Raw genomic sequence first — 15,196 nt, forward strand, 5'->3', positions numbered from 1 at the left:
GTCGAGGGCGCGCGTCAATTGGCCGTGGGCGCGCCGTAAAGATTCGTGAAATGAATCAGCGCCAATGAAAAACGCCCGCGGTGCCTCTTGAAATCGAGACATCGCGGGCGGATTGGCGTCTGCACACCGCTCGGCATTGCGTGACCGCCGCGGCTCCGATTCGGGAGGCTCCGCTAGGCGCAAACCGGAGCCATAGCCCAGCTATGGCGAGGATTTGCAACGACGCGGAGCGCCCGAAGCGGAGCTGCGGAGGTTACGCAATAGGTTTGAAACGCACGCGCTTCGGTCGCGCGCCTTCTTCGCCCAGGCGCTTCTTCTTGTCGGCTTCGTACTCGTGGAAGTTGCCGTCGAAGAAGAACCACTGCGAGTCGCCCTCGCAGGCCAGGATGTGCGTGCAGATGCGGTCCAGGAACCAGCGATCGTGGGAGATCACCATCGCCGAGCCGGCGAACTCCAGCAGCGCCTCTTCCAGCGCGCGCAGGGTTTCGACGTCCAGGTCGTTCGACGGTTCGTCGAGCATCAGCACGTTGCCGCCCTGGGCCAGGGTCTTGGCCAGGTGCAGACGGCCGCGCTCACCGCCGGACAACTGGCCGACCATCTTCTGCTGGTCGTTGCCCTTGAAGTTGAAGCGGCCGATGTAGGCGCGCGACGGCATCACGAACTTGCCGACGATGATGTTGTCCAGACCGCCGGAGACGTCCTCCCACACGGTCTTGTTGGCGTCCAGGCTCTGGCGGCTCTGGTCGACGAAGGCCAGCTTGGCCGTCTTGCCGATCTTCACCGTGCCGCTGTCCGGCTGCTCCACGCCCTGGATCATGCGGAACAGCGTCGACTTGCCGGCGCCGTTCGGGCCGATGATGCCGACGATCGCGCCCGCCGGGACCTTGAACGACAGGTTGTCGATCAGGACGCGGTCGCCGAAGGACTTGGTCACGCCTTCGAACTCGATCACCTCATTGCCCAGGCGCTCGGCCACGGGGATGAAGATCTCGTTGGTCTCGTTGCGCTTCTGGTATTCGACGTCGCTCAGTTCCTCGAAGCGGGCCAGACGCGCCTTGCTCTTGGCCTGGCGGCCCTTCGCGTTCGAGCGCACCCACTTCAGTTCTTCCTTCATCGCCTTGGCGCGGGCGTCCTCGGTCTTCTGTTCCTGCTCCAGGCGGCGTTCCTTCTGGTCCAGCCAGTCGGAGTAGTTGCCCTTCCAGGGAATGCCGTGGCCGCGGTCCAGTTCCAGGATCCATTCGGCGGCGTTGTCCAGGAAGTAGCGATCATGGGTGATCGCCACCACGGTGCCGGGGAAGCGCTGCAGGAACTGCTCCAGCCACTCGACCGATTCGGCGTCCAAGTGGTTGGTCGGTTCGTCCAGCAGCAGCATGTCGGGCTTGGACAGCAGCAGGCGGCACAGCGCCACGCGGCGCTTCTCGCCGCCGGACAGCACGCCGATGTTGGCGTCCCACGGCGGCAGGTTCAGCGCGTCGGCGGCCAGTTCCAGCTGCAGGTCGGTGTTCTCGGAGCCGGCGGCGGCGATGATCGCCTCCAGCTCGCCCTGCTCGGCGGCCAGCGCGTCGAAGTCGGCGTTCTCTTCGGCGTAGGCGGCATAGACCTCGTCCAGGCGCTTCTTGGCGGCCAGCACGCCGCCGATGCCTTCCTCGACCGCTTCGCGCACGGTCTGGTCCGGATTCAGCTGCGGCTCCTGCTCCAGGTAGCCGATCTTGATGCCAGGCATCGGGACGGCTTCGCCCTCGATCTCCTTGTCGACGCCGGCCATGATCTTCAGCAGCGTGGACTTGCCCGAGCCGTTCAGGCCCAGCACGCCGATCTTGGCGCCGGGGAAGAAGGACAGCGAGACGTTCTTGAGGATGTGGCGCTTCGGAGGAACCGTCTTGTTGACGCGGTTCATCGAAAAGACGTATTGAGCCATGGCGATGGTTCTTCAGCGTTTCGTGGGTTGACCTGGAGCCCTGGGGCCGCCTGCAGCAGCGGGTGCGACAGTGGGGCCGGAGCCTGCGTGGGCGGCGGGGCGCCCGGGCAATAGTCGTGCATTGTCGCAGCTTCCGCCGGTGCCCCTGAACTCGACCGCCCTGCCCGTTCCCTCAGAGATGACCACCATGCTGTTCCGTTCCATCTCGCGCTCCATCTCGCGCGCCATCCCGGTTCGTTCGCGCACATCGGCCGCCCTGGGCGCCTGGCCGCTCACGATCGCCCTGAGCCTGGGGCTCCTGGGCGCCGCGCACGCGCAGACCCTGCGCTGGGCCAGCCAGGGCGACATGCAGACGGCCGATCCGCATTCGCAGAACGAAATCGTCACCAACGCGATGAACGGCCAGGTCTACGAGCGCCTGGTCTCGCGCGACCGCAACCTAAACCTGGTGCCGGGTCTTGCCACCGAATGGACGCAGCTCAAGCCCACGCTGTGGCGGCTGAAGCTGCGCCAGGGCGTGAAGTTCCAGGACGGCACGCCGTTCACGGCGGACGACGTCGTGTTCTCGATCAACCGGGCCAAGGATCCGTATTCGCAGATCAGCGTCTACGCGCAGGCCGTCGGCACGCCGAAGAAGATCGACGACCACACGGTCGAGTTCCAGCTCGACAAGGTCAATCCGATCTTCCTGCAGCACCTGGACACGCTGTTCATCATGAGCCGCAAATGGTGCGAACAGCACAACGTCGTCAAGCCGCAGAACTTCAAGGACAAGCAGGAGACCTACGCGGCCACGCATTCGAACGGCACCGGGCCGTACACGATGGTGGCCCGCGAGCCCGGCATCCGCACGACCTTCAAGCGCAATCCGGCCTGGTGGGGCAAGTTCGACGGCAACGTGCAGGACGCCGTCTACACGCCGATCGCCAACGACGCGACCCGGCTGGCCGCGCTGGTGTCGGGCGAGATCGACTTCGTGCTCGACCCGTCGCCGCGCGACATCCCGAAGCTCAAGCAGACGCCGCAGGTCAAGGTCCAGGAAGGCCCGGAGAACCGCATCGTCTTCATCGGCATGGACCAGTCGCGCGACAAGCTGCTCTACGGCAAGGTGCCCGGCGACAAGAACCCGTTCAAGGACCTGCGCGTGCGGCAGGCGCTGTACCAGGCGATCGACATCAACGCGATGCGCACCAAGCTGATGAACGGCCTGAGCCTGCCCACCGGCGGGCTGACGCCGTCGCCGCTGGGCGCGTTCAACGATCCGCAGCTGGAGACGCGCCTGCCCTTCGACCTGGCCGCGGCGCGCAAGCTGATGGCCGACGCCGGTTATGCCAACGGCTTCGAGGTCACGCTCGATTGCACCAACAACCGCTACATCAATGACGAGCGCATCTGTCTGGCGCTGGCCTCGATGTGGGCGCAGCTCAAGGTCAAGGTCAGCGTGAACGCGCAACCGCGCGTGCTGATGTTCCCCAAGCTGGAGAAGCTCGACACCAGCCTCTACATGTACGGCTGGGGCGGCAGCATCACCGACGCGGAGGTCGCGATGACGCCGTTGATGCGCAACCGCGGCGAGAAGTCGGTCGGCCAGTACAACTTCGGCAACTGGCGGGACGACAAGTTCGATCAGCTCGCCGCCGCGTCCAGCGAGGAAGCCGATCCGAAGAAGCGCGAGGAACTGATCAAGGCCGCGCTGCGCGAGTTCCGCGCGCAGACGCACCTGATCCCGCTGCACCGCCAGATGATCCCGTGGGCGACCCGCGCCAACGTGACGGTGGTCCACCGTCCCGACAACTGGTTCGAACTGCGCTGGGCCTCAGTCGCCCCGAAGTAAGGCAGATCGAACTCCCTCTCCCCGCTTGCGGAAGAGGGTCGGGGGTGAGGGCCAGCGGCCGCATTCGTGCATCAGCGCAACGGCGGATCGAACAGATACCCGATGCCGCGCACCGTGCGAATCAGCGGCGAGCTCGGATCGTCGTTCAGTTTCTGTCGCAGCCTCGACACCATCAGGTCCACCGAGCGCTCCAGCGCCGTGACGCCGTCGCCGCGCGCCAGGTGCAGCAGCTCCTGGCGTTGCAGCACGCTGTGCGGACGTTCGAGGAAGGCGCGCAGCAGCTTGTATTCGCTCTGTGACAGCACCACGCAGAAGCCCCCCGGTCCGGACAGTCGACGCGTCATCGGCTCCAGCTTGAAGCGGCCGAACATCAGCACCTCGGCCGCATCGCCCTCGCGGGGTCGCAGCAACGCCTTGATGCGGGCCTGCAGTTCGCGCGGTTCCCCGTCCTTCGGGGAGCACCGCGTCCGCGCCGCGCTCCAGGGCGAGGACGCGTTCCAGCGTGCTGTCGTGCTGCAGCAGCACGATCACCGGCATCCGCGAGCGCTGTCTCAATCGGGTCAGCGCGCCCCAGCCGGCCTCGCGGGCGTCGCTGGGATCGATGAGGGCGAGGTCCACCGGCAGCAGCGGCACGCGGTCCAGCAGGGCCGCCTCCGCGCTGTCGGTGACGCGGAAGCCCCAGGCCCGCATCAGGCCGGCGAATCGCAGGCGCGCATGCGGGTCGGGGTCCAGCAGCAGCAGATGGGTGCCGGCGGCAGGATCGGGAAACAGGGCGCTCATGACGATGGGACAAGTGGACACATTGGCGCAAGACTATGCCGCCGCAATCCCGTTTGAACGCCGATCAGGACGGGCCTCACCACCCTTTTTACCCACGGTTTACCGCACTGAAACACGGCTGCGGACACCGACACGCTTGCCTGAGTGAGGCCTGTCACCGAGCTTGCTGGAAGCTGTCCGGATCGCCGTATTTGCGCCCTTGCGGTGCACGCGTTCCCTCTTCTTCCCCCTCTTCCGCATCGAGGGAGAGGAATGGGGCGAGGCTCGTCGACCGAACCAATTGCTCACAGGGGTGACAGACCCCGTCAGCTACAATGCCCCCATCGCCGCGGCTCAGTCTTGCCGCGGCTTTATCTTTTGAGCTCACGCTCTCCCACGGCAGCCGAAGACTGGCGCCAGCCCTCACCGGGCCGGCGTGCTGCACACAAAGCCCGTTCGGGCACCAACAAAGCAGCTTATGAGTTTTGACGCATTGGGGCTCTCCCAGCCCCTGCTCCGCGCGATCGCCGATGCCGGCTACTCGACCCCCACCCCCATCCAGAGCCAGGCGATCCCCGCCGTCCTGACCGGCGGCGACCTGCTGGCCGGCGCCCAGACCGGTACCGGCAAGACCGCCGGTTTCACGCTTCCCCTGCTGGAGCGCCTGTCCGCCAGCAAGCCCGTCCGTGACGCCAAGGGACGCGTCGCGATCCGCGCGCTGGTGCTGACGCCGACCCGCGAGCTGGCCGCCCAGGTCGAGGAAAGCGTGCGCACCTACGGCAAGTACCTGCCGCTGACCAGCATGGTCATGTTCGGCGGCGTCGGCATGAATCCGCAGATCAGCCAGCTGCGCAAGGGCGTGGACATCCTGGTGGCGACGCCGGGCCGCCTGCTGGACCACGCACAGCAAGGCACGCTGGACCTGTCCAAGGTCGAGATCCTGGTGCTGGACGAAGCCGACCGCATGCTCGACATGGGCTTCATCCACGACATCAAGAAGGTGCTCGCGCTGCTGCCGGCGAAGAAGCAGAGCCTGCTCTTCTCCGCGACCTTCAGCGATGAGATCAAGGCGCTGGCCGACCGCCTGCTGGACAAGCCGGGCCTGATCGAGGTGGCGCGCCGCAACGCGACGGCCGACACGATCGCGCAGCGCATCCACCCGGTCGACCGCGACAAGAAGAAGGAACTGCTCGCCCATCTGATCACGAAGAACGACTGGCACCAGGTGCTCGTGTTCACGCGGATGAAGCACGGCGCGAACCGTCTGGCCGAGTACCTGGACAAGTCGGGCATCACCGCGATGGCGATCCACGGCAACAAGAGCCAGGGCGCCCGCACGAAGGCGCTGGCCGAGTTCAAGAGCGGCGACCTGAAGGTGCTGGTCGCGACCGACATCGCCGCGCGCGGCATCGACATCGACCAGTTGCCCCACGTCATCAACTACGAGCTGCCGAACGTCGCCGAAGACTACGTGCACCGCATCGGCCGCACCGGCCGCGCGGGCGCGCAGGGCGAGGCCCTGTCGCTGGTGTGCGTCGACGAGGAAGGCTTCCTGCGCGAGATCCAGAAGCTGATCAAGCGCGAGATCCCGCGCGAGGTCGTGCCGGGCTTCGAGCCGGACCCGAACGCCAAGCCCGAACCCATCGTGCTGGGCCGCATGGTGCTGAACGGCGGGCTGGGCAAGTCCTCGGGCTCGCCGCGTCCGGCGGGTGGCGGCGGTGGTGGTGGTGGCCGTCGCGGCGGTGGTGGTGGCGGCGGTGGCCGCTCGCAGGGCCAGGGCGGCCGTCCGCAGGGCGGCGGTCAGGGCCAGGGCCGTCCGGCGCAGGGTGCGCAAGGCGGCGGCCAGAGAGCCGGCGGCCAGCCGCAAGGTCAGCGCCAGGGACAAGGCCAAGGCGGCCAGGGTCAAGGTCAGCGTCAGGCACAAGGTCAAGGCGGTCAGCGCCAAGCTCAGGGTCAAGGTCAAGGCCAGGGCCAGGGCAGCCGTCACGGCAGCCAGGGCAACCGTCCGGCAGGCGCGGCACTGACGCGTCCGAAGTCGAACTCCTGATCCCGGACCTTCCGTGATGCAACGGCGCCCTCACCGGCGCCGTTGTCGTTTCCGCCTCCGTGCCGCCGTGCGAGACCGCATTGGGCATACTCGCGGCCACTCCCCGTCCCCATGAAGACCGCGCCCATCCTTCCGGCCCGCGTCGATTTCTCCGGCGCCATCCCGAACGCGCCGGACTTCGGCGATCTCTACCACGCCCCTTTCGGCGCGTTCGCGCAGGCGCGGCAGGTCTTCCTCGACGGCAACGAGATGCCGGAACGGTGGGCGGGTCGACGGCACTTCGTCGTGCTTGAAACGGGCTTCGGCCTGGGCAACAACTTCCTCGCCACCTGGGCCGCGTGGCGCGAGGACCCGGCGCGTTGCGAGCGGCTGGTCTTCCTCAGCATCGAGAAGCATCCGCTGACGCAGGACGACCTCGAGCGCGCTCATGCGGCGTCGCCGGAGCCTGCGCTGGCGCGCCAGTTGCTCGAGGCCTGGCCGGCACCCACGCCCAACCTGCACACGCTGGACTTCGACGAAGGCCGCGTCCGGCTGATGCTGGCGTTCGGCGACGCGCACGATTGGATGCCGGAGCTGGTGGCGTCGGTGGATGCTTTCTTCCTCGATGGCTTCGCGCCGGCGAAGAACCCCGAACTGTGGGACGACGCCATCTTGAAGCAGGTCGGCCGGCTGGCCGCGCCGGGCGCCACGGCGGCGACCTGGAGCGTCGCCCGCGGCGTGCGCGACGGATTGACGGCGGCGGGCTTCGAGGTCCGGAAGCGACCGGGCACCGGCGGCAAGTGGCAAACGACCGTGGCGCGTTTCGCTCCTCGCCATCGGGCGCCGGTGCCGCCGGGCCGGACGGCCGTCGCGCCGCAGGCCAAGGACGTGCTGATCATCGGCGCCGGGCTGGCGGGCGCCGCCTGCGCGCGCGTGCTGGCGCGGGAAGGCTTGCGAGTCACGGTGCTCGAAGGCGGCGCAACGACCGCGGCGCAGGCCTCCGGCAATCCAGGCGGACTGTTCCACGGCACGCTCCACGCCGAGGACGGTCCGCATGCCCGCTTCAGCCGCGCCGCGGCGCTCGCCACGGAGCGCGAACTGCGCCGCATCGCGCCCGCCCTGCCCTGGCTGCAATGGGGACTGCTGCGCGTCGAGCGCGATCCCCAGGCGCTGGCATCGATGCAGGCGCTGTTGGCGCGCAGCGGGCTCCCCGCCGACTATGCGCAGGCCCTGAGCGCCGAGGAAGCGGGAGCGAAGGCAGGCCTTGCATTGACCCAACCCGCATGGTTCTTCGCAGGGGGAGGCGCGGTGTCGCCGCCGGCGCTCGTGAAGGCGTGGCTGGATGAGGCGGCGCGATCCGACGGCTTCCAGTTGCGTTTGAACACGCCGGTCGAACGACTGCATCGTGACGACGCCAGCGGTCGCTGGGCCGCGTTGAACATCGTCGGCGAATCCATCGCGACCGCGGATGCCGTGGTGCTGTGTGGCGGCATCGGAAGCGCTCCGCTGGCCTCCGCATGGACGGCCGGCCCGTCGTGGCCATGGGTGGCGCAGCGCGGGCAATTGAGCCTCATGCCGCAAGACCTGTCCCCGCCGATGCTGGCGATGCCGGTGGCGGGACTGGGCTACGCGCTCACTCTCCCCGACGGCACGCTGTGCTTCGGCGCGAGCACCGATGGCGGCGACATGGACCCCACGCTCCGTGCGTCGGACCACTCACAGAACATGGATCGGTTGCGTTCGTTGCTACCGTCGGCCGCGCTCCCCGATGACATGCCCGTCGCGGGTCGTGTGGGCTGGCGCAGCCTGGTGCCGGACCGGCTTCCGATCGTGGGCGCGCTGCCGGCCGCCATGCCCGAGCGCCGCGCCGAGCAGGTGCGCTTCTGGCCGCGTCAGCCCGGCTTGATGGTGCTGGGCGCCCTCGCCTCGCGTGGGATCACATGGGCGACGCTGTGCGCCGAACTCGTCGCCGCGCAGTTGACTGGCGCACCGTGGCCGGTGGAATCGAGCCTCGCGGACGCGCTCGATCCAGCCCGCTTTGCCGCCAAGGCGCACCGGGCCACGACGTAGAGCGCCTACTCGCGCTGCAGGTCTTGCGCCTTGTCGGCCACCATCGCCAATGCCAGGGCATCCCGACCGCGCGGCGAGAGCTGGAGCATCGGCGCCATGGCCGTCACGACGGCCGCCGCAGCCACGATCGACGTCAACGCGACGCCGACGCCCCACTTCAGCAGGTTGGTGAACGCCTGATGCATTTCCGACCGGAGGCTGCCGATCTCGGCACGCACCGTGCCGATCTCCCCGCGGAGCGCGCCCACCTCCTGCTGCAGCTGCTCTCGCGTCGCCAGGGTCGGCAACACCACATCCAAGCGCGTCTTCAGCATCTGCACCTGCAGCGCCAGTTCGGCGTTTCCGCCCATCGCGCTTGCGCGCTGTCCTTCTTCATTGAACTGCATGAACTTCCCCATTGCGACGACGGGCGTCGCCCATCCATGGCCATTACTCTGCCACTGCGAGAGAAGTTGCGGATTCAACTTTCGGGGGAAGCGGCGGGGGGATTCGACCTCCCCTTGCGCGGCGTCAACACCTCTCGTCATTTCGGGGGGTCAGGCCTTGACGGCGTCCACCGGCTTGCCGTCGGCGCCCACGCGCACGACGTAGCTCGTCACCTCGCGCGACACCAGCATCGGGATGATCGTGCCGAAGCCCAGCCGCTGGAAATGCTCGGAGGCCCGGTGCTCGTCCAGGCCGCTCGCATCGGTGTACTGCTCGAGGATCACGTAGCGGTCCGGATCCTGCGGCGAGCGGTAGAACGCATACGCCAGGTTCTTGGCCTCGCGGCGCGTGGCCTCGGTCAGTTCGACGAGCAGCGCGCCGACCTGGTCGCCCAGACCCGGCTTGACGTGGTAATGCGCGATCACCTGCAGGAAGCTGCCGCGCTCGGCGGTCGGGAGACTCGTGTCGGACATGGCGGACATCGGTGAGGGACGGGGTCGTGACGGATGGCGCATTGTCCGGCGCCCCGCCGTCGAACCATTTAAGTTTCTTCACGTACGCGTCGATATGAAGCGAAGGTGCCGTCAAGGCGTCGCGCGCCCGCATGGGCGCAGACATACGAATCCAAACGGATCCAAGCGGATTCAATATCTCGGGAGACACATTCATGATTCATCTCGTGGCGGGCCGATCGATCGGCCAGCGGCTCGGCGTGGTGCTGGGCCTGGTGCTGCTGATCGCCTTCGTGGGCTCGGGCCTGAGCTACCTGGCCCTGGGCCGCGTGGCCGCCGAGACCGACGTGATGCTCAACCAGGATCTGGCCGCCGAACGTGTCGCGTCCGACTGGTACCGCAACATCACCAATGGTGTGAACCGCACCAGCGCGATCGCGGTCAGCGCGGACCCCAGCCTGGCCCAGTTCTTCGCCGCCACCTCGGCCGAATCGACCAAGCAGTCGGGCGAGCTGCAGAAGCAGCTCGACGGCTACATGGTCACGCCCGAGGAACGCAAGATGTTCGAGACGCTCAGCGAGGCCCGCAAGGGTTACCTGAGCACCCGCGACGCGGTGGCCGCCGCCAAGAAGGCCGGTGACGCGGACAAGTCTCGCGAAGTCTTCGACCGCGAGTTCCAGCCGGCCGCGGCGAAGTTCCAGGAAGCGATCCAGGCCATCGTGCAACACAAGCGCAGCTTGCTGGACGACGCCGCCAAGCAGGTCGACGCGACCAACGGCCGGGCGCGGACCGCGCTGCTGGTGTTCTCGCTGGTCGCGCTGGCGCTCGGCGTGTGGTTCGCGGTGACGCTGACGCGCTCGATCACTGGCCCGCTGCGTGGTGCCGCCGAAGTGGCGGACGCCATCGCCCATTTCGACCTGACGCAGCGCGTGCCTCAAGGCGGCCGTGATGAAACGGGCCAACTGCTCGGCTCGCTGGGTGGCATGCAATCGCAATTGCTGAAGCTGATCGGCGACGTGCGCGGCTCGGCCGAGAGCATCGGCACCGCCAGCGCGGAGATCGCCACCGGCAACCACGACCTGAGCGCGCGCACCGAGCAGACGGCCTCCAACCTGCAGGAAGTTGCCGCGTCGATGACGCAGCTGACGGGCACCGTGCGCCAGACGGCGGATTCGGCGATGACGGCCAACCAGCTGTCGAGCTCGGCAGCGGAGACGGCGCAACGCGGCGGCTCGGTGATGAGTCAGGTGGTGAGCACCATGGGCGACATCAGCAACAGCTCGCGCCGCATCGCCGACATCATCGGCACCATCGATGGCATCGCGTTCCAGACCAACATCCTGGCGCTGAACGCGGCCGTGGAAGCGGCGCGCGCCGGCGAACAGGGCCGCGGTTTCGCGGTGGTTGCGAGCGAGGTGCGTTCGCTCGCACAGCGCAGCGCCGAGGCGGCCAAGGAGATCAAGACGCTGATCGGCGCCAGCGTCGAGCGCGTCGAGTCGGGCTCGCGCCTGGTGGAAGACGCCGGCGGCGCGATGACCGAGATCGTGGCCAGCGTGCAGCGCGTGGCCGACATCATCGGCGAGATCAGCGCCGCGTCGCGTGAGCAGAGCGACGGCATCAACCAGGTCAACGCGGCCATCGGCCAGCTGGACCAGATGACGCAACAGAACGCGGCGCTGGTCGAGGAATCGGCGGCGGCGGCCGAGAGCCTCAAGGAGCAGTCGCAACGGCTGGCCACCGCGATCTCGGTGTTCCGGCTGCGCTGAGCGCTCGGGGAGCAGAAGAAAGATCGGGGCCCCGCGGGGCCCCGACGTCATTTCCTCCGGCGTTCGCTCAGAACGTCATCGTCTTCACGCCCTGCGCCGTCCCGAGCAGGCACACGCCCGCCTTGTTGCGGGCGAAGACGCCGACGGTGACCACGCCGGGCCACTGGGTGACCTCGGCCTCGAACGCGGCCGGGTCCGTGATCTTCAGGCCCTTGACGTCCAGGATCTGGCAGCTGTTGTCCGTCACGCAGTCCTTGCGCAGCACCGGCTCCGCGCCCATCGCCCGGAAACGGCGCGCGATCTGCGCGGCGGCCATCGGGATCACCTCGACCGGCAGCGGGAAGCCGCCCAGCACGTCGACCAGCTTGCTCTCGTCGGCGATGCAGACGAAGGTCTTCGCCAGATCGGCCACGATCTTCTCGCGCGTCAGCGCCGCACCGCCGCCCTTGACCATGTGCCCCTGGCGATCGATCTCGTCGGCGCCGTCGATGTAGACCTGCAGCGACTCGACCTCCGACGCGTCCAGCACCGGGATGCCCAGCGCCTTCATCCGCTCGGTGCTGCGCACCGAGCTCGACACCGCGCCCGAGATGCGGATCGCGCTGGCGGCCAGCGCGTCGATGAACTTGTCCACCGTCGATCCGGTGCCCACGCCCACCACCGTGTCCGGCGTCACGTACTGCAATGCGGCCTGGCCGACCAGGGTCTTCAATTCGTCTTGGGTCATGGCGAAGGGATCGAGCGAAGGCTCGTCGTTGATGGCGGGAGAGGAAAGGCGGGATTATCTCCGCCGCTCACGCCGGCGACGACCTCAGTCCGTACACCTTCCCGCCGACGAACAGGTACTCCGCCCGCAGCACCGCCTCCCCCTGCTCGCCCGGGGCGGCGAAGCCGATCACCGACACGTCGGTGCCCGGCCTGATCTCCTCGACCTTCCAGGCCTCCAGCCGCGTCAGCGGCGCGAGTTCGACCTCCCAGCGCCGGTCGCGCCGCGTCGGCACCTGCGTCTTCGCGAGCAGCGCCTGGCCGTCGACGGCGGTCGTCTGCTTGGGCAGCGTCCGCTGCTTCAGGTCCGCCGGCAGCACCAGCCGCTCCGGCACCTCGAGGTCCAGTTCCGCATGCGGGTTGCGCCAGGCGACCTTGAGCGCCTTGCCTTCGAGATACAACGGGCGATCCTGGTCGAAGCCGCTCCACCCGTGATGGGCGCGGACGGTGGCGGGCATCAGGGGCGCGGCCGCGAGCGCGGCCAGCAACAGACGACGTTCCATCGAAGCCTCCTTGAAAGACGCGCCGGCGGGTGGGAAGTCAGACGAACGCGATCCAGCGCCCGCAGATGATGACAGCGACCCAAATCCCCAACGACAGCAGGCATTGCCAGCGCCCGAGCCGATCCTGCGCGCGGACGCCGCCGCGCCAGTGGAACCACGCGGCGTTCAGGCCCGCCAGCGCGATCAGCGCGACCTTGATCCGCAACGCCGGATTGACCCACAGCTCCTGGGGCTGGATCGCGAACATCGCCGCGCCGGACACCGCGCACAGCGCGAAGCCCGCCAAGGCCGCGGGAATCGCCAGCCGGGCCAGCGACGACGGATCCAGCTCGCGCCGCAGACCCAGCGTCCTTAGCTCGAAGACCAGCAGCCCACCGAACAGCGCGCCCAGCCCGATCAGGTGCACGACCGAGAACGCTGGGTAAGCCCACGGATGGGCCACCAGCGTCGTCATCGTGCGCCACATGGGCTCAGGCCACGCGACGCTCGCGACGCTCTCGACGTTCACGCACCGCGGCCGCCAGCGAGCGCATCAGCGGTTCGGTCTGGCTCCAACCCAGGCAGGCGTCGGTGATCGACACGCCCGGCAGCAGGTCGGCCTTGGTCTGACCGGCCAGCAGGTCCTGGCGACCCGGCTGCAGGTGGGACTCGACCATCACGCCGGTGATGCGCGCATCGCCGCCGGCGATCTGCGCGCCGACATCGTGGCCCACGTCGATCTGGCGCTCATACTTCTTCGACGAGTTCGCGTGAGAGAAGTCGATCATCAACTGCTCGCGCAGCCCCGCGGCCTTCAGCACCTCGGCCGCCGCCTGCACCGACGCCGCGTCGTAGTTCGGCGCCTTGCCGCCGCGCAGGATCAGGTGGCAGTCGTCGTTGCCGCGGGTCTCGAAGATCGCGGCCAGGCCCATCTTCGTCATGCCCATGAAGGCGTGGCTCGCGCGCGCCGCCAGCACCGCGTCGGCGGCGATCTTCACCGAGCCGTCCGTGCCGTTCTTGAAACCCACCGGGCAGGACAGGCCCGACGCCAACTGGCGGTGGCTCTGGCTCTCGGTGGTGCGCGCGCCGATCGCGCCCCAGGCGATCAGGTCCGAGATGTACTGCGGCGACAGCAGGTCCAGGAACTCGGTGCCCGCGGGCAGGCCCAGCGCCGTCACGTCCAGCAGCAGCTGGCGCGCCAGCCGCAGGCCTTCGTTCATGTGGAAGCTGCCGTCCAGGTGCGGGTCGTTGATGTAGCCCTTCCACCCCACCGTCGTGCGCGGCTTCTCGAAGTACACGCGCATCACGATCAGCAGGTCCTGCTCGAGCTCGCCGCGCAGGTCCTTCAGCAGCCGGGCGTAGTCCATCGCCTGGCCATGGTCGTGGATGGAGCACGGCCCGACGATGCACAGCAGCCGGTCGTCGCGGCCGTGCAGCACGTCGCTGATCTCGCGGCGCGCGGTCTCGACGACCTTCAGCGAGGCCTCCGGCAGCGGCAGCTCGTCGAGCAGCAGCGCCGGCGAGATCAGCGGGCGGACCGCATCGATGCGGGTGTCGTCGGTGCGGGTGTCGTCGCGGGTGGAATCGGCGGAACCGATCTCGCGATCGTGCTGCGGGTGGTCGAGGTGCTTCATGGCGGCGGCGCTGCGCCCTCTCGGGCGTCGATACGCGAAATTGAACCGCCGATTATCCGCCCGCCCGCGACATCGAGGCCAGTCCGACCGAGGCCGCCGACACGACGAAGCCCGCCAGGGCCAGCGCGCCGAAGTGCTCGCCGAGCAGCCCCATGCCCATCAGCGCCGACACGCCGGGGATCAGGTAGAAGAGCCTGGCCACCGCGCCGGCCTGGCCGCGCCGGATCATCACGAACATCAGGCTGAACGCGCCGATCGAGTTCACCAGCCCCAGCCACAGCGTCGAGCCGATCAATTCCGGACTCCAGTCCGGCATCCCGGGTTCGCGCCACCAGGCCAGCGCCAGTACGGTGAGCGCGGAGACCGTCATCTGGATGCCGCTGCCGGTGCGCAGGTCCATGCCGGCGCAGAAGCGCTTCTGGTACAGCGTGCCGGCGACCAGGCCGGCCAGCCCGAGCAGCCCCGCGCCGTAGGCCATCCACGCCCCACCGCCCAGCGGCCGGTCGACGATCACCAGCGCCACGCCAGCCGCGCCGCCGAGCATGCCCAGCCACTGGCCGGCGCTCATCCGTTCGGCCAGCCACAGGTGGGCGCCCATCGCGGTGGCCAGCGGCATCATCCCGATCAGCAGCGCGGCCACGCCGGTCGGCAGACCCCACGCGATCGCGCAGTAGACGCCGGAGAAATGCAGCACCTGCATCAGCAGGCCGACGACGCCGAGGTGGATCCAGGCCCGCGCCGTCTTCGGCCACGGTGCGCGCGTCGCGACCGACACGGCCAGCAGCACCACCGCCGCCAGCCCGAAGCGCAGCGCCAGCAGCGTGAACGGTCCCGCGTGCGGCAGCGCCAGCTTGCCGGCGACGTAACCCGTGCTCCACAGCAGGATGAACAGCGCCGGCAGGCTCAGCGCCACCAGGGCGCCGAGACGGTCGGGTCGCGTGCCGCCAGCCAGCCGTGGAAGCCGGCGTGACGCCGGGGACGACTGCGGTGAATGCGGCGTGGCAGTGGTGAGGGTTGAGGTCGTCATGGCGAACTCCCAGGTGAACGTCGATGAGACGAACTCT

General features: G+C 68.5%; 13 protein-coding genes. 4 read left to right on the plus strand and 9 right to left on the minus strand.

Annotated elements, in window-relative coordinates:
• Positions 1-253: 253 nt before the first annotated feature.
• Complete coding sequence (gene ettA, locus ACFJIX_RS26055; protein WP_377155508.1) at positions 254-1,918, minus strand: energy-dependent translational throttle protein EttA; 1,665 nt, start codon at positions 1,916-1,918, stop codon at positions 254-256.
• A 187-nt stretch (positions 1,919-2,105) separates the two neighbouring features.
• On the opposite strand from ettA, the gene ACFJIX_RS26060 reads away from it, so the two are divergent.
• Positions 2,106-3,752, plus strand: coding sequence for an ABC transporter substrate-binding protein (locus tag ACFJIX_RS26060; protein WP_377155509.1), 1,647 nt, complete (start codon positions 2,106-2,108; stop codon positions 3,750-3,752).
• 71 nt (positions 3,753-3,823) lie between these two features.
• Here ACFJIX_RS26060 and ACFJIX_RS26065 read toward each other — a convergent pair whose 3' ends face one another.
• The gene (locus ACFJIX_RS26065) at positions 3,824-4,162 is read right to left on the minus strand and encodes a winged helix-turn-helix domain-containing protein (RefSeq protein ID WP_377155510.1); all 339 of its coding nucleotides are present in this window, start codon (positions 4,160-4,162) and stop codon (positions 3,824-3,826) included.
• A gap of 827 nt (positions 4,163-4,989) precedes the next feature.
• Here ACFJIX_RS26065 and ACFJIX_RS26070 point away from each other — a divergent pair.
• A complete protein-coding gene (locus tag ACFJIX_RS26070) occupies positions 4,990-6,558 on the plus strand; it encodes a DEAD/DEAH box helicase (protein ID WP_377155511.1) in 1,569 nt (522 codons plus the stop codon).
• A 111-nt stretch (positions 6,559-6,669) separates the two neighbouring features.
• Positions 6,670-8,607, plus strand: coding sequence for an FAD-dependent 5-carboxymethylaminomethyl-2-thiouridine(34) oxidoreductase MnmC (mnmC, locus tag ACFJIX_RS26075; protein ID WP_377155512.1), 1,938 nt, complete (start codon positions 6,670-6,672; stop codon positions 8,605-8,607).
• Positions 8,608-8,612: 5 nt separating this feature from the next.
• Here mnmC and ACFJIX_RS26080 read toward each other — a convergent pair whose 3' ends face one another.
• A complete protein-coding gene (locus ACFJIX_RS26080; protein ID WP_377155514.1) occupies positions 8,613-9,005 on the minus strand; it encodes a hypothetical protein in 393 nt (130 codons plus the stop codon).
• A 138-nt stretch (positions 9,006-9,143) separates the two neighbouring features.
• A complete protein-coding gene (locus ACFJIX_RS26085) occupies positions 9,144-9,506 on the minus strand; it encodes a putative quinol monooxygenase (protein WP_377155516.1) in 363 nt (120 codons plus the stop codon).
• 194 nt (positions 9,507-9,700) lie between these two features.
• On the opposite strand from ACFJIX_RS26085, the gene ACFJIX_RS26090 reads away from it, so the two are divergent.
• Positions 9,701-11,251 carry a methyl-accepting chemotaxis protein gene (locus ACFJIX_RS26090; protein ID WP_377155517.1) on the plus strand — a complete coding sequence of 517 codons (1,551 nt, stop codon included), beginning with the start codon at positions 9,701-9,703 and terminating at the stop codon, positions 11,249-11,251.
• 67 nt (positions 11,252-11,318) lie between these two features.
• Here ACFJIX_RS26090 and rpiA read toward each other — a convergent pair whose 3' ends face one another.
• From rpiA to ACFJIX_RS26115, 5 genes are all read right to left on the minus strand, one after another.
• On the minus strand, positions 11,319-11,978 hold the full coding sequence (gene rpiA / locus ACFJIX_RS26095) for a ribose-5-phosphate isomerase RpiA (protein WP_377155518.1): 660 nt from the start codon (positions 11,976-11,978) through the stop codon (positions 11,319-11,321).
• A gap of 67 nt (positions 11,979-12,045) precedes the next feature.
• A complete protein-coding gene (locus ACFJIX_RS26100; protein WP_377155519.1) occupies positions 12,046-12,519 on the minus strand; it encodes a DUF6152 family protein in 474 nt (157 codons plus the stop codon).
• A 37-nt stretch (positions 12,520-12,556) separates the two neighbouring features.
• Complete coding sequence (locus ACFJIX_RS26105; protein WP_377155520.1) at positions 12,557-12,985, minus strand: hypothetical protein; 429 nt, start codon at positions 12,983-12,985, stop codon at positions 12,557-12,559.
• Between the two features lie 4 nt (positions 12,986-12,989).
• A complete protein-coding gene (locus ACFJIX_RS26110; RefSeq protein ID WP_377155521.1) occupies positions 12,990-14,132 on the minus strand; it encodes a 3-deoxy-7-phosphoheptulonate synthase in 1,143 nt (380 codons plus the stop codon).
• Between the two features lie 52 nt (positions 14,133-14,184).
• Positions 14,185-15,159, minus strand: a complete 975-nt coding sequence (locus ACFJIX_RS26115; RefSeq protein WP_377155522.1) for a DMT family transporter — start codon at positions 15,157-15,159, stop codon at positions 14,185-14,187.
• Positions 15,160-15,196: the final 37 nt, after the last annotated feature.

The sequence above is a fragment of the Roseateles sp. UC29_93 genome (assembly GCF_042695725.1).
In the GTDB taxonomy this organism is placed as follows: domain Bacteria; phylum Pseudomonadota; class Gammaproteobacteria; order Burkholderiales; family Burkholderiaceae_C; genus Roseateles; species Roseateles noduli_A.